We start from the raw sequence: 19,961 nt of genomic DNA on the forward strand, positions 1-19,961 counted from the left end.
GCTGATGAATATTGATACTCAATCCGTAGACCAAGCTGTGTCCGCGATGACAGAGATACTTGCAGCGTATCTGCATCCTGAAGAGGTACGGCTGCTTAAATCTCAGTGGCAACGGTACTCGTCGGTCTCTGTAAAAATGATGCAGCAATGCATATTGGATGCCACGAGACGCTATCCTGAGCTACAAGATCACAAGTCTGATATTCGTAAAGCCTTTTGGGATACGTTGCAAACGAGTAATTCGCAGATACAGGAGGTGGATGATCATAACGACATCATCGATACGCCAGTCATTGTCTCACAATTGGTTTTGGCGTTTTATACCGTCATTGAGGCGCTTCGTAGTCAGCTAACAGACATGAAAAATCACAATTTATTTCTGACGATGCACCAAACTGTTTCGCAAGAACGCACCTTCAAAGGGCATAGCATCAATATCAAACAGTTTTTGGAAGGGGGTCGTCCGTCCGTACCTGACGATGAGTATCTCTTAAACAATTTGGTGCAGCTGGCTTATGTGTGCTTATGCGATGTTGCAGGGCCTGTTGAAGCAGATGAAATGATGTTTCGAGCAGCACAAGCGACTAAGCAAAGCTACCCGAAAGCACTGGTCGAACAGTTGTTTTAATCGACCAAACAGGCACGTTACGATCTATGATAAAGACTCCCTCGTAACGTGCTCTACGTTTTAACACGAACGGTGAGCTGCCTAATAGCTTACTAATTATCTAATAGCTGAAGTGGGAAAGTAACCACGTCAAAGGCGAGGGCAAAAGGTAGTAAGACCAGTTTTTGTGCGCTATTTGGGCCACTACGAGTGACAACATCTTGCTGAGTCTGCGTATAAAATCTCACCGTATAGGGTTTAGTTAAAGCACGATAATTTGACTGAATTAGGCTTAAATTACTGACTTGTGGGTAGATAGCACCCTTGACAGGCACGCTAAAGCAAAAGCGCTGTGCATTGATACGTTGATCGCTAGCTGAGGTACATTCTTTACCGTTATTTTGCAAAAAGAACTGATAGTCGGAGCGCCCAAATTCGTCTTTTAATTTGGCATAAGACAGTTTCATCTCACCTTGAAAGTACCCATCGTTGTTGGGTACATCAAAGCTCATATCGTTATCTACTTGAATGTTTTTTTGCGTGAGATTATTGAGCAAGCTGACCATTTCTGTCCCACCTTGGGTGAGCACGTAGCTGTTCTTTTCACCCACGATAACCATCGTCGCGTTTGGCATTTTTGGTAACGCCTGCGCAGGGCGGCCAAAGGCAACAATTTGATCTTCAGACAATATTTGCTTCGTCGTGTTCGTAGTGACGTGTCCGCTATTGTCTAATAATGAGCTGGTGGCACAGCCTGAGCTGGCTAGTACCGTAGCAAACATAGCACCTGCCATTATGGTTTTTGAATTTGATGTTTTTGAAACTGATGGTCTTAGAGTGGACTGTTTTAGTGCTATGCGCATATCTTTGCTAGCAGCATTTGTATTGTTGGTCATGATTAGGCTTCCTTGTCTAATAAATGGGCTTACGAAGTTGGCTATTGAGGTGTTATTTATCACTAGACTTCTGGTGATATCGTACAGGGTTTAGGCATCATTTAGCTACTCATCATCCATTGTCATATGATAGGTAAGTTTAGCTGTGACTTATTGGTTGTAATTAATCTAGCGTGATTTTTGTCCCGCTCTTAGTAAAGTTCATCACAAACTGACTTTTGAAATTGCGTACATTATTCTCGTAAGTCAACAAGCTGCGCGTGAACTGATGATAATCACTCATGTTTTTTGCATTGACCATGAGCATAAAGTCAAAATCCCCCGATACTTCATAACAGCTCATGATTCGTGATTGCGCGTCCATCAGGCGCTCAAATCGATGCTGCATTGAGGTATTAGAGCGCTCCATTTCTATCATTACTACTGCTGTCAGACCGTAGCCCACTTTGTCAGGATTGACGATGGCGACTTGTTTGGTAATTACGTCATTATCTATTAGCGCCTGTATACGCCGCTGCGCCGTCGCAATAGATACATGCACTCGCTCTGCGACAGTTTTAAGCGGTAATGTCGCATCATCCTGTAGCAAGTTCAAAATGGCTTTATCAATATTGTCTAAAGTATGGCTCATGTCACGACTTCCTTCATAGTAATAATCTTTTTATATTTTATAAATATTATCACTAAAAGTTTTAATATAAGAAAATAATGATTTATAACGTTCTTATCTGATAATTTTATTCATAGATATGGATATATAGAGATAATATATCAAAGTACACTAGTAAAATAGACCATACCAATTAGAGCTACTTTAAACAAAGAGCTAGCAATTGGTTTTTTATCATCTATTAATATCTACGGTGCTTATCATGTCTATCTCAATGCTCTCCAATGTATTCGCTAATACACTAGCAACGACTGCTGCACGTTTGCCATTGCCTGCGATTTGGACGGCAGGTAACGCACAACAACGCACATTAATATTAGGGGTGTCTTTTGCCATATTATCCAATGTGTTATTTGGCGTACTCTATGCGTATAGCAGTTTTTTAGCGCCGTTATCAGGGACGCAAGTTTTTATCTGGCGGATGCTTGCGATGTGGGTGGCACTGGTTGGTTATTTGGTTATCAGTGGTCGTTTAGGGTTACACATTGATAAGTTAAAAGCATTACGTACGGCAAAGCAGTGGGCTTGGCTGTTATTACCGACGCCGATATTTCTCAGCCAGTTTTGGTTATTTATGTGGGCACCAGTTAATGGCCAAGGTGTGCAAACCGCGATGGGGTACTTCCTATTTCCATTGATGATGGTGGTGTTTGGCTGCGTCCTCTTTGGCGAAAAATTAAGCCGCCTGCAATGGTTGGCAGTGGCATTTGCTGCAGTGGGTGTGGGTAGCGAGATTGTGCGTACGCAAAGCATATCTTGGGCGACGCTATGGGTATGTGGTACTTATCCTATTTACTACATTTTACGCCGACTGCAAGGTATTGGAGCGGTAACTGGACTGTTGGTTGATTTAACGATATTTGCACCATTTGCCTTGGCTTACCTGTTCTTTTTTGCGCCCAGTAGTGTGGCTTTGGTAAGTGGTTCTGGCTTTTTTATCATGATGTTAGTAGGGCTGGGCATATTAAGTGTCTTGGCCATGAAAACCAACGTAGACGCCAGTCAAATGTTACCTGTGAATATGTATGGCATGATGAGCTATTTAGAGCCAGCACTCTTATTTGTATTGGCCATCACCGTTTTGGGCAATCCGTTTGAGTCGACAATGATTTATAGCTACGGTCTGATTTGGTTAGGCATAGCGTGTCTGGTTACGCATGGTGTTAGGCAACTGCGTCAGGCCAATAGACAGACAGCAACGTCTCTAGAAGAGTAAAATGATTGTCTATGAGATGTCATAGACAATAAAAAAGGACGGCTCAGTAAATATTGAGTCGTCCTTTTTCGTATTAGATTAACATTGTCCCACTATATAGTGGACTGACGTTATTAATCTAAATGCTGCTTAAAGCCGCGCTGCTTATCACGTTCCCAGTCACGGTCTTTCAAGGTTTTACGTTTGTCATGCTGCTTTTTACCCAGTGCTAGGCCAATTTGGCATTTCACCAGTGAGTTTTTCCAGTAGCAAGACAATGGCACACAAGCATAGCCTTTTTGATTGATTGCGCCAGACAGTTTTTCGATTTCACGACGATTAAGCAGTAACTTACGGGTACGAATGCTGTCTGGGCTGACATGCGTCGAGCTGGATAACAGCGGCTGAATGTGCGCACCAAACAAGAAAGCTTCGTTATTACGAAATATCACATAAGCTTCGGTAATGGTCATTTTACCCGCACGAATGGCTTTTACTTCCCAGCCTTGTAGGGCAAGACCTGCCTCAAATGACTCTTCAATAAAGTATTCGTGACGTGCCTTTTTATTGGCACAAATCTGATTATCTGGTTTTTTTGATTTTTTTGACATAACCTCTCCATAAGAATCGCTAAAAGCGCAGCGTCCTTATCTAACTGATCCTACTGATTCCTCATCCTCAGCCAATCGATGGCAGGGTTTTCTATCTAAACCATAAGCGGGATGAGTCGAACTGACTATTGTATCAAAGCCTTTGAGCAAAAGGTAAATCCGCTGTTAGGACAAATGTAGCAGATAAGTATTAAGTTTGAGTAAAATTTGCTAGCATATGGCCTACTATTATCGACGATATCAGCCACGCTATGAGCCACTCTATTTCTGCTACTTCCTCAAAACTACACACCAAAATCTTATATCCTGGGACTTTTGACCCCATTACCAATGGTCATGTGGATCTGGTCACACGCGCCACCAAGCTATTTGATGAGGTGGTGATCGCGGTTGCTTCAGGACATCATAAAAAACCTCTGTTTAATTTTGAAGAGCGCGTTGCCTTGGTCGAAACAGTATTTGCCGATTTACCACAAGTATCCGTCATTGGGTTTGAGGGGCTATTGGTTGACTTTATGCGTGAAAAAAACGCGACGGCGGTGCTACGAGGATTGCGAGCGATGTCAGATTTTGAGTATGAGTTTCAGTTGGCCAACATGAACCGTGAGCTGGATGAGAATTTTGAAGCCGTTTTTTTGACCCCGTCTCAGAATTATTCATTTATCTCGTCCACGATGATTCGTGAAATTGCCAAGCTTGGCGGTGACGTCAGTAAATTCGTGCCCCCTTGCGTGTTGCAAGCGTTTGATAAAAAGCTAAACACTCAGTAGATAAAATGTTTGCTGGCAAGCCTTGTTAAAAGTAGATCGCGATGCCAGTTATATCTATTATTTACCATACTACTATGCCCAATACGAGCAACAATATAAGGAGCATATCATGGCGCTATTAATCACTGACGAGTGCATCAACTGTGACGTCTGCGAGCCTGCCTGCCCAAATGAGGCAATCTCAGAAGGGGATGATATTTATGTTATCGATCCTGATTTATGTACCGAATGCGTCGGACATTTTGATGAGCCGCAATGCGTGGTGATTTGTCCCGTTGACTGTATTCCACATGATCCCAATCATGTCGAGACAGAAAGCGATTTGTTGTCTAAATATAAGCGCATTACTGGTCAATAAGTGGCTTACATAGTCGATCCTCTATAAAAGAGCTACAGCGTTAACCTCACTTGAAGTATCACATATACATCTGCGCTCGGTTGCCTTGACTCTCTTTTAAACTGAATCAACGATACATTATTAATAATATTTGGGTTCGAAGCGCTTTAGGAACGATGTAATGACGATAAATGCAAACCAGATAACGAGCGACTTTGATCAACAGCACCTTTGGCATCCGTATGCCAGTCTGCCACCTACTTATCCAAATATGGTGATTGACCATGCAGAGGGTGTCTATATCGTTACACAAGATGGCACACGCCTCATCGATGGTATGTCTTCTTGGTGGGCAAGCGTTCATGGTTATAATCACCCCAAGCTAAATGCGGCGATTATTGAGCAATTGGGTAAAATGGCGCATGTGATGTTTGGTGGCTTGACCCATCAGCCAGCGATAGATTTGGGTCAGAAATTACTAGACATTGTGCCTGCTGGACTTGATGCGATTTTCTATGCGGACAGTGGCAGTATCGCAGTAGAAGTGGCGTTGAAAATGGCGCTGCAATATCAAGTGGCTGCCAAGCGCCCAGCCAAGCAGCAATTTGCCTCTACACATTCTGGTTATTATGGTGACACGTGGCATGCCATGAGTATTTGTGATCCTATTAACGGCATGCACAGTCTGTATGGCAAGCAATTACCAACGCAGCATTTTGTCGCAGCACCACCGTTGGGGTTTGAGCGGGCTTTAACAGAATCTGATCGCGTTGCCCTCACAGCATTTTTTGATGAGCACAGCGATAAGCTGGCAGGTTTTATCATTGAGCCGATTATTCAGAGCGCAGGCGGGATGCGTTTTTATAGTCCTGAGTATCTACAACTTCTGCGTGAGCTGTGTAATGAGCATGATGTGCTATTGATTGCGGATGAAATCGCCACGGGTTTTGGTCGTAGTGGTAAGTTATTTGCGTGTGAGCATGCGGCTATTAGCCCTGATATCATGACCATTGGCAAGGCGCTGACGGGGGGCTATATGACCTTTGCCGCAACGTTATGTACCCGAAAAATTGCCGATACTATTCATAATAGTGACTATCCCGCACTAATGCATGGCCCAACCTTTATGGGCAATCCACTTGCCTGTGCGGTTGCGTGTGCATCGATTGATTTGATTATGTCTTATGATATTGAAGCGCGTACTGCCAATATGCAACTCACTATGGAGCAGCAGCTAGCACCCGCCGCGTTGTTAGAAGGTGTGGCTGAAGTACGTTGCTTGGGTGCAGTCGCCGTCATTGAATTACAAGACGCTGTTGATATGCCTATTTTTCAGTCCTTATTGATTGAGAATGGTATCTGGGTCAGACCATTTGGGAAGCTCGTGTATATCATGCCGCCTTATGTCATTACTAATACTGAGCTTGTGACCTTATGCCAATCGTTACTACATGTAGTGACAGCTTATCTGGCGCAAGTTTCGAATTCAGCTTCGAATATTGAAGTTTAGCCATAAAAATATTTCTTGTAGGCCAGTCAATTTTTTATAAGGTGAGCTATGAGTGTTTTATTTGTCTCAGGTATCGATACCGATATCGGTAAAACGTATGCCACTGGACTGCTTGCCAAAGCGCTTATGCTGCAAGGTATAAGAGTCATTACTCAGAAGCTGGTACAGACAGGTGTGGCTATTGATGCTGATACTGGCGAGATGAGTATTGCTGATGACATTATTGTCCATCGTCAATTAATGGACATTACTCTACAGCCATGTGATCTTGATTTTACCACTTGCGCTCACCGCTATGAAAAGCCTGCATCACCGCACTTAGCGACTCGATTGTCAGGGGAAGTGCTAGATCCTGAACTGATTACTAGTGCCACCAAACGATTGCAAGCTGAGTACGACTTGGTATTACTAGAAGGTGCTGGTGGATTACTGGTACCAATAACGGAGCAGTTATTAATTTTAGATTATATTGCTACTCAAGGTTATCCCATTATTTTGGTCACTTCTGGTCGTTTGGGTAGTATCAATCATACGTTGCTGAGTTTAGAAGCGATAAAAGCACGTGGGTTATCTGTACATAGCGTTATTTATAATCATATCCATGACGATGCTGACAATACGGATGCTGAGATTGCAAATAGTACTGTGGATTTTTTGCAAAATTACTTAGCTGCGAATTATCCTAAGGCGCATTGGGTACAGATACCGTCTCTAAAAAATAAAGTGTCTGTTAATACTGGACTGATTAATACCGAAACGCTGTCAGAGAATTATTGTTTATCTTTGCCCAAAGGTTCTATTTGACCTATTTTTGCTGATGCTAAAAATAAATCCAAAAGACGTTCGCACGCTGTCATAAATTTGTTATACTAGCGCGCTTGGTAGACTAGGCAATCGCCGCTGCACACTGGTAACAGACATGCAGGGGAGGAAAGTCCGGGCTACATAGGGCAGCGTGCCAGCTAACGGCTGGGCAGGGTAACTTGACGACCAGTGCAGCAGAGAGTAGACCGCCTTTGGCTTATATGAGTATCGCAAGATATTCATGTCATCGGTAAGGGTGAAAGGGTGCGGTAAGAGCGCACCGCGTGGCTGGCAACAGTTCACGGCATGGTAAACTCCACGCGTAGCAAGACCAAATAGGCATCGGCATGGCGCGGCCCGCGTTCGATGCGGGTAGGTTGCTTGAGCGTACGAGCGATTGTACGCCTAGAGGAATGATTGTCCACGACAGAACCCGGCTTATCGGTTTACCAAACCTTTTTTAATGGCCCAAATAGTATTGAAAAGCTCGCTATTGATTGTCAATGACGGTTTCTTAATATTAGGCCAAATTTTTTGGAAAAAATGCTTATTAGGGGTTGACGACAGTCATCTGCTTAGGCATAATAGCCAACCTAAAATGGCGATGTAGCTCAGCTGGTTAGAGCGCATGACTCATAATCGTGAGGTCAAGAGTTCAAGTCTCTTCATCGCCACCATTTATAGATACTTTAATTAGTGTCAACTAAAAAACCAATCTTTTGAGATTGGTTTTTTTTTGCCTGAAAATTGACTCAATGATAAACCAGTCGCAGCAATTACTTACACATTTCTTACTAAATCATAGCCTTATCTGTTTAGCTACAGATTAATTCTTGTAACTTATGTCGCGCTTACTTATCATAGGGGCTGTTTTCGGTAAAGTCCTGTAACGCCATGTCTGTTCAATTACCTCCTTATCGTCCTATTAAGCATCGCAGTGGCCTAAAAGTCATGGGTGCCGCTTTTCATGCATTGCTAATGCGTGAGCTGCAAACACGTTTTGGTAGTTATCGTTTGGGCTATCTATGGGCACCGCTTGAAGTTCTTTTTCAAATTCTAATTTTTTTGGTGATATTTGGCGCTATCCGTGAACGCCTAGTTCCAGGTATGGATTTCTCCTTGTTCTTAGTTGCAGGAATGGTTCCTTTTCGGATGTTTCAAAAGATAGCAACAAGGGCACTAGGCGCAGTTGATGCTAATAAAGGCTTATTAATGTATCGCTCAATCAAGCACATTGATGTGATTATTGCTCGCTCCTTTTTAGAATTGATCATCTATTTTTTTACATCAGTATTGCTACTATTAGGTTTGGCTTTTTTCGATATCTATGCCAACTTAGAGAACCTGCATATAGTTTTATTCTGCTGGATAACACTATTTATATTCAGCTTTGGCGCTGCGTTGATTATGATGGTCGTTGGATATTATGGTGGCGAGATCAGTAAAGTAATCACAATATTTTTTACGATACTATATTTTACTTCAGGAATCATCTTTCCTATTCACGTAGTACCTGAGCCATACTTCAGCTATTTGTTATACAATCCTTTAATCCATAATATCGAACTGATAAGACATGCTTTTGCACCCAATTACCCGGCATATCATATTGATATTTGGTATTTTCTAAAGTGGATGGTAGGTATAAATTTTTTGGGACTCTTACTTTATAAGTATGCTGAACGTGACATGATCCGTTCTCGTTAAATGAGTAGTTATAGCTATGAGCGATAATTTCAGGAAAGGTTGAATAAATGATTGAGATAAAGAATATTTCTAAGTCGTTTATGACCAAGAAAGGGCGTCATTATTTGTTTAAAGACTTGAATCTAACTATTGGTGACAAACAAAGTGTGGGCTTGTTAGGTCGTAATGGTGCGGGTAAATCAACTTTACTGCGTATCATTTGTGGACTTGATGAGCCAGATCACGGAGAAATTATTACCGATTCGACTATTTCCTGGCCAGTCGGCGTAGCAGGTGGCTTTCAAGGCAGTTTAACCGGTCGGCAGAATGTACGTTTTGTCTGCCGCCTTTATTCTAGTGGTCCTTATATTGATGAGAAAATTCGTTTTGTCGAAGAGTTTGCTGATATTGGTAATTATTTTGATATGCCAGTGAAAAGCTACTCATCAGGTATGAAAGCACGATTAACCTTTGGATTAAGTTTGGCCTTTGATTTTGATTATTATATGCTTGATGAAGCGGGTGCCGTTGGGGACGCGGCTTTTCGTAAACGTAGTGAAGAGATTCTAGCCGCCCGCCGTGCACAAGCAGGGTTTCTAATCGTGTCGCATAATATTGGTGATATCAAAAGAAACTGTGATATTGGTATTGTATTAATGGATCAAACAGCACACGTCTTTGACGATACAACAGAAGCGATTGAGGTTTATGAAAAGCATATCCACAAAGCAAAAAAGTAAGATAGTTAACTTCTCGCTGTTTATCGGCTTGGTGCTCATTCCTTGGGCGCTCGTTATCTTTTACGTTATGACTTTGGCTCACCCACGCTTTATCTCGACTGCTGATGTGGTGGTGAAGCAAGTCAGTGATGCAAGCGTATCTTCTGGTGGCGGGCTATCGGCGCTACTAGGTGTCAATAGTACCAGTAAAGAAGACGCCACCTATTTGACAGAGTATATCTTGTCAAATGACATGGTAAAACGTCTCGATAGTAAGTTTAAATTTCGTGACGCTTATTATGTCGATGGTTCAGACCCTATCTATGAAATCGCTCCTGATGCGACGCAAGAAGATCTACTTGAGTACTTTAAAAAACGTGTTCATATCGATCTTGATGAACAAAGTTATGTGCTCTCTGTATCAACCGAAGGTTTTGACTCAAAGTATGCATTTGAGCTGAATAAAGCCATCTTAGGTGAGTCTGAGCGTTTTGTGAACCGTATCTCACAAGAAGTGGCACGTGATCAATTGGCGTTCGCAGAAACTCAGTTAGATGAGTCACAAGAGCGTTTAAACGATGCCAAGGAGCAGTTATTAAACTATCAAAACGACAATGAGATCTATGATCCACAAGCCAATGCGCAGATCGTCAATCAGTTAATTGGCAGCTTGCAGGCACAGTTGAGCTCACTACGTACCGAAGAGCGTCAATTGCTCAGCTATCTGAATCCAGATGCGCCACAAGTGGTGTCGCTCAGAAGCCAAATAAAAGCAGTTGAAGAGCAAATCACGCAAGAGCAAACCAAATTAACATCACCGAATACCACCAAATTAAACCGCCAAGCCGTACAGTTTGAAACCATCAAGGCGGATGTTGATTTTGCCACTGAGCTATATAAGCTGTCTTTGTCATCGCTTGAAAAATCACGACTAGAAGCCTTTAAGAAAATGAAAAACTTGATTGTGATCTCAACCCCATATGAGGCTGAAGACGCAACTTATCCACGTCAAGCATATCTTATTTGGACATCATTGGCACTGCTGTTGATGCTATACGGTTTTGTGCGCCTCGTGATGGCAGTAGTCCGTGATCATCGCAGCTAGATTTGATCAAGCCAGTTTTGACAAACCAGACATCAGTAATGATCGATAGATCAGTAAAGGAATATAACGCATGAATACGAAACCACGTTCTATCTTGATAATGATAAGTTTGGCAATGGCTACGATGAGTATGTCTGCCGTAGCAGCGACCAGTTATGCCGATCAAATATCAGGCTCGGGTTTTGGCACTAGCAGCAATAATATGAGTCAAGACCAGAACCGCAGCAATATCAATGTCTCAACGCAAGCATTTGCAGGCGGCGTGCCCGGACAGGCAACTACACAAGAGGCCGTCAATGCAGCCAGCCTTCCAAGTCAGTCAGTTATTAATACCACGCGTCCTTACCAAGACATCAACACTCAGGATATGATGTTTGGTGAGCAGCTGTTTCGTGGGGCTTTTTCAACGACCTCAGGCTCTACTTTTAATGATGGTTATGTTATCAACCCCGGCGATAACGTTCAGGTCAGAATGTGGGGTGCCTACCAGTACGCCGCGACGATGACCGTTGATCCGCAAGGCAATATTTTCTTGCCAAATGTGGGTCCAGTACGCATCTCTGGTGTCCAAAACGGCAATCTACAAAATGTCGTCAAAAGCGCGGTCAATCGTATCTATCGCTCAAACGTTGGTGTCTATGCGTCACTAGAGCAGGCGCAACCAGTGAAAGTATTTGTCACAGGCTTTGTCAAACAGCCTGGTTACTATGGCGGTTTGGCCGCTGATTCTGTATTGTCTTATTTGGATCGTGCGGGCGGTGTTGATCCAACACGTGGTAGCTATATCGACATTCAAATAAAACGTAACGGCCAAATGCTACAGCAAGTCAATCTTTATGATTTTCTACTGGCGGGTAAATTGCAGTCATTCTCGTTTCGTGATGGCGATGTGATTACGGTCGCACCGCAAAAGAAAACGTTTGAAGTAGGCGGGGAAGTTCAAAATGAATATACCTTTGAATTTGATGTGAATGATTTGACCATTGGTGATGTATTACAAGTGGCCAGCCCTGCGGCAAATGCAACCAATGTTAGTATTACACGCAGTGCAGGACGTGCACAAACAGCAGAGTATTATTCACTCACTGAAGCACGAAACGTCCCTGTCTATAATGGTGACCAGATGGTTGTGACCTCAGATCGATATGCGGGCACCATCGCCGTACAAGTTAAAGGTGCTCACACAGGTAATGGGGCGATGGTGGTGCCATATGGTGCGCGCCTCAAAGACATCGTTCCACAGCTGCAACCAAGTCCACTGGCAAAATTGACGCATTTGACCATTTATCGTCAGTCCGTTGCTGAACAACAAAAACGTATGATCAATGAGTCGCTTGATCGCCTAGAAGAGTTAACACTTGCCACGCAGTCAACCACACGTGAGGAAGCCGCGCTACGTCAGGATGATGCCGCTTTGGTCAAAGAGTTTGTGGCTAAAGCACGTAAAGTGCAGACCGATGGCCAAATCGTCGTCGTACCAAATTCTTGGCAAGATATTATCTTACAGCAAGGTGATATCATTGAAATACCAGCGCAAACCTCTGTGATTACTGTCAATGGTCAAGTACGTGCGCAAGGTGCGTTGACATTCAACCCAGATTATACGGTGGGCGATTATGTTGCCAATTCTGGTGGTTTCTCTGACAATGCAGATGTCAAAGATATCCTGATTATTCATCAAAATGGTGCCAGCCAAGTGGTCAATACCGCTTACCGTATCCAGCAAGGTGATGAGATTATGATACTGCCAAAAGTCAAAACCAAGCGTGTGGAAATTGCTCGTGGCTTGTCTCAGATAGTGTATCAGTTAGCCATCGCCGCCAAAGTGGTGCTAGACTTATAAGCATTGATTTGCAGATATAAAAGACCGCTGTGTGGAAGGTTCTAAAAATAGGCTACGATAAAATAGTCCATTTCTGAAACCGTCACCAGCAAACAATGTACCAGTAAACGACGTACCATAAAAAAAGTACCACCAATACAAGGCATTAAAAATGGCAAAAAAGGTAGCAAATGAAGACAAGGTGTTGGCTTTACCTACCTCTGATAATGCGCTGCTTTTAATGCCAGACCAGTATTCATCACCAAAAAATTTAGCAGTTATTGGCAAAGGAATGCGCCGTAATAATCTGCTATTACCTCAAGCATTGCAAGCGAATATTAAACGCTGGTATCCATGGTCAGGTGTGCAGCAACGCATGGCTAACCGTAACCGAGCATTGCTGTCTTTATTGCCACTATCGAAAATAAAGCATGTTGGTTCCAATAATGAACCTAACTCATTACGACCCGATGCATTTATGGGTTGGGGACACAAAAAAAGCTATCAGCGCGCCGAAAAAGCAGCGAGGCGTCAAAACCTGACTGCTTTGAGTATTGAAGATGGTTTTTTGCGGTCACTAGATTCAGGTGTTGATAGTCGTCATGGTTTGAGTGTGGTGGTTGATGATATTGGTATCTATTTTGACATGACCAGCAGCTCGCGCCTTGAGCAGTTAATCGTTACCCGAACCAAGGTCGATAGTACCTCTAAAAAGAATCAGTTAGATAAGCAACATGCGCAGCAATTGATGGCACGTCTCTGTACAGAAAAGCTGAGCAAATATAATTCAGTGATAGCGTGTCCATTATTAGATGAGCTGATTGATAAAGAATATACAGGTGTCAAAAATACCGCGTCAAAAACTCATGTGCTATTGATTGATCAAGTAATGGGTGATGCCTCTATTAAAGGGGCTGGTGCGAATAAACGTCAATTTAAGCAAATGTTAAAGACCGCGTGCCGACAGCATCCTGATGCTTATATTTGGATCAAGGCACACCCTGCTTCAGCATCAGGATATCTCACCAGCTTATCGTTACCAAAAAACGTGAGACTATTGTCTCAAGCACTCAATCCTATTAAATTGCTATCGCAAGTTAATGATGTCTATACCGTCAGCTCGCACATGGGTTTTGAAGCCTTAATGCTAGGCAAGACAGTGCATTGCTTTGGCGTCAGTTGGTATAGTGGTTGGGGGCTGACTGATGATAGCGGCGCACCAAAAAACCTCTTAAGAGCCGTTCAGCAACGCCGTAAAGCATTTGCCAATGAACGAGTCAAAGATAGAAACTGTTCAAACTCAGCTTTATTCCCTAAAGCAGTTGGTCAAAAGCTCGATACGACGTTGGAAACATTATTTTGTAGCGCGTATATTGATTATAGCTGCTATGCAGACCCAGCGACGAAGCAACCGTGTGATATCAATACCGCCATTGATTGGCTAGTGACCAACCGATACTGGCAATCGCGTCTTGAAGGTAGCGTGACGGTGTATGAATTCAGTCGATGGAAGCTGCCCTTTGTTAAGGCATTTACGAATTTGCCACGTACGACGCTATTTATCAAACCTAAATTAAATTTAATAAATTTTCTACACCCAGACCATTTTCGTGTGGATTATCAACAGCCTCTACTCGTATGGGGCTTGGCCAAACGCCAAAAAGTACAATCAAAGCGTCAGAATAAGCTTGTTGAACAGTCCTCAAATATTCCTGCCATATACTGTATGGAAGATGGATTTATCCGCTCAAATGGTTTGGGCGCAACGTTATTAGAACCATTATCTGTCGTGATAGACACCCAAGGTATCTATTATGATGCTACTCAGCCTTCAGATTTAGAGACATTACTACGTGATTGTCAGCCACTAGATCCACAGCAGGTCACACGAGTACAAAAGCTTCGAGACAAACTGCTCACTCAGCGGGTGAGTAAATATAATGTTGGGGGTAATATTGGTAGTGCGAAAGCCAATGCCAGTAAAAATTTTAGTGGCCAGCATACCTCATGGATGCAAGAGGCAAAGGTATCTAGAAAACCTCGTATTCTGATTATTGGTCAAGTAGAAGATGATTTATCAGTACAATATTGCGGCTCAACCATAAAGACAAATAGTAGCTTGATTGATCGTGTGCGGCAGGATAATCCGCATGCTTATCTTATTTATAAGCCGCATCCCGATGTGGAAGCTGGATTGCGCGCTGGTAAAGTGACAGAGGCTTGTCTACAGCAAGTGCAAGCGGTTGCCTATCATACGGCAATGCCTGATTGTCTAGAGTGGGTTGATGAAATACACACCATCAGCTCGCTGACAGGTTTTGAAGCACTGCTTCGCGGCTTACGAGTCACATGCTATGGCCTACCATTCTATGCAGGGTGGGGCTTAACCACTGATATGGATACACAGTTTCAGCCGAAGGCGGAGTATTTAGCCAGACGTAAGCGCGAGACACCGTTGTCTCTTGAGCAGTTACTATATGGGGCGCTGATATGCTATCCGTTATATCGCTTGCCTGATGGCTATGGACTTGCACAAGTAGAGCAAGTGATTGACTACTTATACCCGACTCAAGATTTAGGTCAGTCAATAGATTGCCAATCAGTAAAAGGCCAAAATTTAGAGTCTGAGGCGGGAGTGGTAGGTAATATGAATGGTTCAGCTCAATCATCCATTTCGTCCAAACCAAGTGTGCGCACGCAACTAAAGCAACGATTGACCACCGCTTTTATGCAGCAGCGCCATCAATGGCAACAGCGCTTACGTAAATGACCTGACTAGCTGGTGCTAAATTCACCAAACAAATCCTGTGAGACAATTATCGGGTTTTTCGGTATAATTATTTGTCCTTTATATAACTTTTATTTTTCAATCAATGGTAACCCAATACTATGGCAGCTTCGATGTCTCACTTGCTAACTCATCGACACGTCTTGCTGCTACAAGGAAAGATGGGCGGATTTTTTAATCGTTTCTCTGAATTTTTGCAAACCCAAGGCATTAAAGTCAGTAAAGTTAATTTTAATGCGGGAGATGCCTTTTTCTATCATCATGCTGATACCTATGAGTATACGGGCACACTGGCTCAATTCTCCTCTTGGTTACAGGCTTTGATAGAAGCAAATAGCATCGACGCGATTGTTTGTTTTGGAGACTGTCGTCCACATCATACGCAAGCGGCAGGTGTCAGCGAAAAAAGAGGCACCTCATTCTTTGTATTTGAAGAAGGGTATTTGCGCCCCGATTATATTACCTTGCAAGAATATGGTATCAATGGCTATTCACGGCTGAATACTGCTGATATTAAAGCACTGAAAAAAGCAAATGATCATCCACTCTATACGCACAATCGTTTTTATCGATTGAGTATCGCGGCTGTTGTTTACTATGTGATTGCATGGCTTTATAAAGGTCGTTATCCACACTATTCGCATTATAGAGGCATGACCGCATGGCAAGAAGCCATCGCTTGGCTCAAAGCCCCTTGGCGCAAATTTCGAGATTATCTGCCTGACAAACGATTACAAAATAAGCTCACCAAGCAAGAAAGTAATAATTACTTTTTAATCAGTCTGCAAGTGCATAACGATTCACAGATTACGCATCATAGTGATTATCGTGATGTGGTGCAGTTTATCGATGAGTCTATTGCCAGTTTTGCCACGTGTGCAGAGCGTAAGCAGCTATTGGTATTCAAGCACCATCCGCTCGATCGTGGTCATCGAGATTATCGAGAGCTAGTCTCTAGTCTGGCTGAGCGCTATCAAGTGAGCCATCGGGTCTTTTATGGTTGTGATATGCACTTGCCAACTTTGATGAAACATAGCATTGGCATGGTCACTATCAATAGCACCACAGGTCTACAGTCGGTCTATCATAAAAAACCAACCAAGGTTATGGGCCGTGCTATCTACGACATTCCTAAACTGACGGATCAAAAATCATTGGATGATTTCTGGCAGCATCCCAAGAGCCCAGATAACGAATTTTATTTGAGATTTCGTGAGTATCTGATAGAGCAAACTCAGATCAATGGTGCTTTTTATGGTCGGTCTCCTTGGATGTATAAGTATCTGTCTCAAGCTGAAGACAAGACTATAGAAACAGAACTCTCTAAAACCCCTCCTCATCAGTAGCTGATAAGCACCATACTGTCTAAATTCGTGGTTTGTCAGTTGATTGGCTCACCTGTAAGGTAAATCACATCTCTGCTAACAAAATCGCCTTACTTTGCAGTAGAAAACTGCTAGAATGCTCTTTTATGTCTGCGCATAAGCGTTAGCATTCTTAGCCGTGTATTCGAGACCGTTATATTCATAAAATTGACTCGGTTGATGGTTTGGTTTTTACACTACCTAAGTATGCTATCGACTACCTCTGACAGTATTCATTTTTATTATTCTATCACCCTTAATTTAGTAGGCGCTTTGTGACTGCATTAGCCAATATTCGTAACTTTTCAATCATTGCCCACATTGATCATGGTAAGTCGACGCTTGCCGATCGTTTCATTCAAATGTGCGGCGCCTTGCAAGATCGCGAGATGCAGGCGCAAGTGCTCGACTCGATGGATATTGAGCGTGAGCGCGGTATCACTATCAAGGCACAGTCGGTAACGTTGTTTTATGATCACCCAAATGGTGAGCGTTATCAGCTGAACTTTATTGATACGCCTGGCCACGTCGACTTTTCATATGAAGTATCTCGTTCATTAGCGGCTTGTGAAGGGGCATTGTTGGTTGTCGATGCGGCTCAAGGCGTAGAAGCGCAGTCAGTGGCCAACTGCTATACCGCAGTGGATCAAGGCCTAGAAGTAATGGCCGTCTTAAATAAGATTGATCTGCCTCAAGTTGAGCCTGAGCGTGTTATTCAAGAAATCGAAGACATCATTGGCATTGATGCGGTAGATGCACCAAGAGTATCAGCCAAATCAGGGCTAGGGGTTGATAAGCTATTAGAAGCGTTGGTTGCATTTATTCCAGCGCCGACTGGTGACCGTGAAGCACCGCTACAAGCGCTAATCATTGACTCATGGTTTGATAACTATCTAGGCGTGGTGTCATTGGTACGTGTGCGCGAAGGCACCATACGCAAAGGTGACAAGCTCTATATTAAGTCAACTCAAGAAGCACATTTGGTTGGTTCAATTGGTGTTTTTACACCGAAGCCTCTAGATACGGGTGTTTTGGAAGCAGGTGAAGTTGGCTTCATTATTGCTGGTATTAAAGATATTGCGGGCGCTCCCGTTGGTGATACGATTACGCATGCCAAAACGCCTGACGTCGACCGTATTCCTGGGTTTAAACAAGTAACCCCGCAAGTCTACGCAGGTATGTTCCCTGTAGATTCTACCGACTTTGAAAAGTTTCGTGAAGCGTTGCAAAAATTGCAAATTAACGATGCCTCGTTGTTCTTTGAGCCGGATACCTCAGATGCACTTGGTTTTGGTTTCCGTTGCGGCTTCTTGGGTATGCTGCACATGGAAATTATCCAAGAGCGTTTAGAGCGTGAATACGATTTGGATTTGATCACTACCGCACCTTCAGTAATCTATGAAATTGAGAAAAAGAATGGTGACGTTATCTATGTTGATAACCCCTCTAGATTGCCAGAGCCGAATAATATTGAAGAATTTCGTGAGCCAATCGCCCGCTGTCAGATTTTAGTACCCCAAGATTACTTGGGCAATGTCATGACGCTATGTATTGAGCGTCGCGGCGTACAGGTCGATATGCGTTTTATGGGTCGCCAAGTTCAGCTGATCTTCGATATTCCGATGGGCGAGGTGGTCATGGATTTCTTCGATCGTCTAAAGTCAGTTTCACGCGGTTTCGCCTCGCTTGATTATAATTTTGAGCGTTACCAAGTCGATAAACTGGTCAAAGTGGATGTGTTGATCAACGGCGAAAAAGTTGATGCGCTGGCCATGATTGTGCACGAAACCCAATCACGCTACCGTGGTAATGCGCTAGTGACTAAGATGAAAGAGTTGATTCCACGTCAAATGTTTGATGTGGCGATTCAAGCGGCTATTGGCAGTCAGATTATTGGCCGTAGCACGGTCAAAGCCATGCGTAAAGATGTACTAGCTAAGTGTTATGGTGGTGATGTCTCACGTAAGAAAAAGTTACTATCTAAGCAGAAAGCCGGTAAAAAACGCATGAAGCAAGTGGGTAATGTGGAAATACCACAAGAAGCCTTCTTGGCTGTACTGCAAGTAGAATAAACAATAAACTGTTATTACTCATGTAAAAGTAATAACAGTAAATACGATAGTTTATAAATAGCAACCGTCAAAGCAGCTCGTTAATAGGCAATTTGGTATGGATTTTGATTTTAATTTAATTTTAGTACCGTTAACCATAGGCTTAGGTATCGTTTGGCTGTTAGACAAACTTACACTCAAACAACGAAAGACGCGCGGACGCGGCAAAGAGAGTCTTCTAGTACGCTGGGCTTATGACTTCTTTCCTGTCCTAGCCGTGGTATTGATTGTTCGCTCGTTTTTTATTGAGCCTTTTAACATTCCATCATCTTCTATGGTGCCGACGTTATATACGGGTGACTTTATTGCCGTTAATAAGTATGCCTATGGTGTACGCCTGCCTTTGACATACAATAAGGTATTGGATACTGGCGAACCAGAGCATGGTGATGTAGCTGTATTTCGTTATCCTGAAAACCCTAGTATCTATTATATAAAACGGGTTATCGGTTTGCCTGGTGATACGGTTAGTTATAATCAAGGCACACTTTCTATTAATGATGTGCCTGTTGAAACCAGCTCTGTGGACTTTGCTGCAAAAGACGAATTAACTTCGCAGCTTTATCTGCCAGGACAAGTGGCTCCAGGTCAAGTATTGACAGAAGCAGGTGCGGCAGCAATGGGTCAAGAAGAAGAAGACGCGGCTGAATACTTTCAGGAGGTACAAGGCGAGAACACACATCTTGTTCGATACTTAAGCGGTATGAATAGCGCACAGTATGCACCGTTTTTACAGCAGCAGTCGCCAGAAGTGGTAAGCTCTGAAGGTACCGAGTGGCGCCTTGATGTGCCAGAGGGTCAGTATTTTGTCATGGGTGATAACCGTGACCGAAGTGCTGATGGTCGGTTTTGGGGTTTTGTTCCAGACGCAAACCTAGCAGGTAAGGCAGTTTATATCTGGATGCACAAACCACCAGGACTTACTTTACCAACGTTTGAGCGCAATGGCGCTATTGATTGACATCA

The 19,961-nt window shown here is 43.1% G+C and carries 17 protein-coding genes, 1 tRNA gene and 1 other RNA gene; 16 read left to right on the forward strand and 3 right to left on the reverse strand.

Going from position 1 to position 19,961, the window contains the following annotated elements:
* The first annotated feature begins 4 nt into the window (after window positions 1–4).
* The gene (locus IP485_RS05715; protein WP_198326393.1) at window positions 5–628 is read left to right on the forward strand and encodes a hypothetical protein; all 624 of its coding nucleotides are present in this window, start codon (window positions 5–7) and stop codon (window positions 626–628) included.
* 92 nt (window positions 629–720) lie between these two features.
* Here IP485_RS05715 and IP485_RS05720 read toward each other — a convergent pair whose 3' ends face one another.
* Entirely contained in the window at window positions 721–1,503 is a 783-nt protein-coding gene (locus tag IP485_RS05720; protein WP_227686421.1) for a hypothetical protein, read from the reverse strand.
* Between the two features lie 163 nt (window positions 1,504–1,666).
* A complete protein-coding gene (locus IP485_RS05725) occupies window positions 1,667–2,134 on the reverse strand; it encodes an Lrp/AsnC family transcriptional regulator (protein WP_102091517.1) in 468 nt (155 codons plus the stop codon).
* Between the two features lie 241 nt (window positions 2,135–2,375).
* On the opposite strand from IP485_RS05725, the gene rarD reads away from it, so the two are divergent.
* Window positions 2,376–3,389: an EamA family transporter RarD gene (gene rarD, locus IP485_RS05730; RefSeq protein WP_265090931.1), complete on the forward strand. Its 1,014-nt coding sequence runs from the start codon at window positions 2,376–2,378 to the stop codon at window positions 3,387–3,389.
* A 113-nt stretch (window positions 3,390–3,502) separates the two neighbouring features.
* Here rarD and smpB read toward each other — a convergent pair whose 3' ends face one another.
* Window positions 3,503–3,979: an SsrA-binding protein SmpB gene (smpB, locus tag IP485_RS05735; RefSeq protein WP_194363663.1), complete on the reverse strand. Its 477-nt coding sequence runs from the start codon at window positions 3,977–3,979 to the stop codon at window positions 3,503–3,505.
* A 251-nt stretch (window positions 3,980–4,230) separates the two neighbouring features.
* On the opposite strand from smpB, the gene coaD reads away from it, so the two are divergent.
* The 14 genes from coaD (at window position 4,231) to lepB (ending at window position 19,956) form a co-directional block, all read left to right on the forward strand.
* Window positions 4,231–4,749: a pantetheine-phosphate adenylyltransferase gene (gene coaD / locus IP485_RS05740; RefSeq protein ID WP_194363664.1), complete on the forward strand. Its 519-nt coding sequence runs from the start codon at window positions 4,231–4,233 to the stop codon at window positions 4,747–4,749.
* Between the two features lie 109 nt (window positions 4,750–4,858).
* Window positions 4,859–5,107 (forward strand): YfhL family 4Fe-4S dicluster ferredoxin, encoded by a 249-nt coding sequence (locus IP485_RS05745; protein WP_021814308.1) that lies wholly within the window; start codon window positions 4,859–4,861, stop codon window positions 5,105–5,107.
* 160 nt (window positions 5,108–5,267) lie between these two features.
* Entirely contained in the window at window positions 5,268–6,596 is a 1,329-nt protein-coding gene (gene bioA, locus IP485_RS05750) for an adenosylmethionine--8-amino-7-oxononanoate transaminase (RefSeq protein ID WP_198326394.1), read from the forward strand.
* Window positions 6,597–6,644: 48 nt separating this feature from the next.
* Window positions 6,645–7,400, forward strand: coding sequence for a dethiobiotin synthase (gene bioD, locus IP485_RS05755; RefSeq protein ID WP_198326395.1), 756 nt, complete (start codon window positions 6,645–6,647; stop codon window positions 7,398–7,400).
* 74 nt (window positions 7,401–7,474) lie between these two features.
* An RNA gene (gene rnpB, locus IP485_RS05760) (RNase P RNA component class A) lies at window positions 7,475–7,857 on the forward strand.
* Between the two features lie 143 nt (window positions 7,858–8,000).
* A tRNA-Met gene (locus IP485_RS05765) sits at window positions 8,001–8,077 on the forward strand.
* A 217-nt stretch (window positions 8,078–8,294) separates the two neighbouring features.
* A complete protein-coding gene (locus tag IP485_RS05770; protein ID WP_198326396.1) occupies window positions 8,295–9,107 on the forward strand; it encodes an ABC transporter permease in 813 nt (270 codons plus the stop codon).
* A gap of 47 nt (window positions 9,108–9,154) precedes the next feature.
* Window positions 9,155–9,826 carry an ABC transporter ATP-binding protein gene (locus IP485_RS05775; RefSeq protein WP_198326397.1) on the forward strand — a complete coding sequence of 224 codons (672 nt, stop codon included), beginning with the start codon at window positions 9,155–9,157 and terminating at the stop codon, window positions 9,824–9,826.
* Complete coding sequence (locus IP485_RS05780; protein ID WP_198326398.1) at window positions 9,795–10,910, forward strand: capsule biosynthesis protein; 1,116 nt, start codon at window positions 9,795–9,797, stop codon at window positions 10,908–10,910. Before IP485_RS05775 ends, IP485_RS05780 begins: the two co-directional genes overlap by 32 nt.
* Before the next feature lie 70 nt (window positions 10,911–10,980).
* The gene (locus IP485_RS05785) at window positions 10,981–12,753 is read left to right on the forward strand and encodes a polysaccharide biosynthesis/export family protein (protein WP_198326399.1); all 1,773 of its coding nucleotides are present in this window, start codon (window positions 10,981–10,983) and stop codon (window positions 12,751–12,753) included.
* A 151-nt stretch (window positions 12,754–12,904) separates the two neighbouring features.
* Complete coding sequence (locus IP485_RS05790; RefSeq protein ID WP_198326400.1) at window positions 12,905–15,502, forward strand: capsular polysaccharide biosynthesis protein; 2,598 nt, start codon at window positions 12,905–12,907, stop codon at window positions 15,500–15,502.
* A gap of 131 nt (window positions 15,503–15,633) precedes the next feature.
* A complete protein-coding gene (locus tag IP485_RS05795; protein ID WP_227686422.1) occupies window positions 15,634–16,866 on the forward strand; it encodes a capsule biosynthesis protein in 1,233 nt (410 codons plus the stop codon).
* A gap of 293 nt (window positions 16,867–17,159) precedes the next feature.
* Entirely contained in the window at window positions 17,160–18,956 is a 1,797-nt protein-coding gene (gene lepA, locus IP485_RS05800) for a translation elongation factor 4 (protein WP_198326402.1), read from the forward strand.
* A 97-nt stretch (window positions 18,957–19,053) separates the two neighbouring features.
* On the forward strand, window positions 19,054–19,956 hold the full coding sequence (gene lepB / locus IP485_RS05805) for a signal peptidase I (RefSeq protein ID WP_198326403.1): 903 nt from the start codon (window positions 19,054–19,056) through the stop codon (window positions 19,954–19,956).
* Window positions 19,957–19,961 lie beyond the last annotated feature (5 nt).

The sequence above is a fragment of the Psychrobacter sp. NG27 genome (assembly GCF_016106655.1).
Lineage (GTDB): Bacteria > Pseudomonadota > Gammaproteobacteria > Pseudomonadales > Moraxellaceae > Psychrobacter.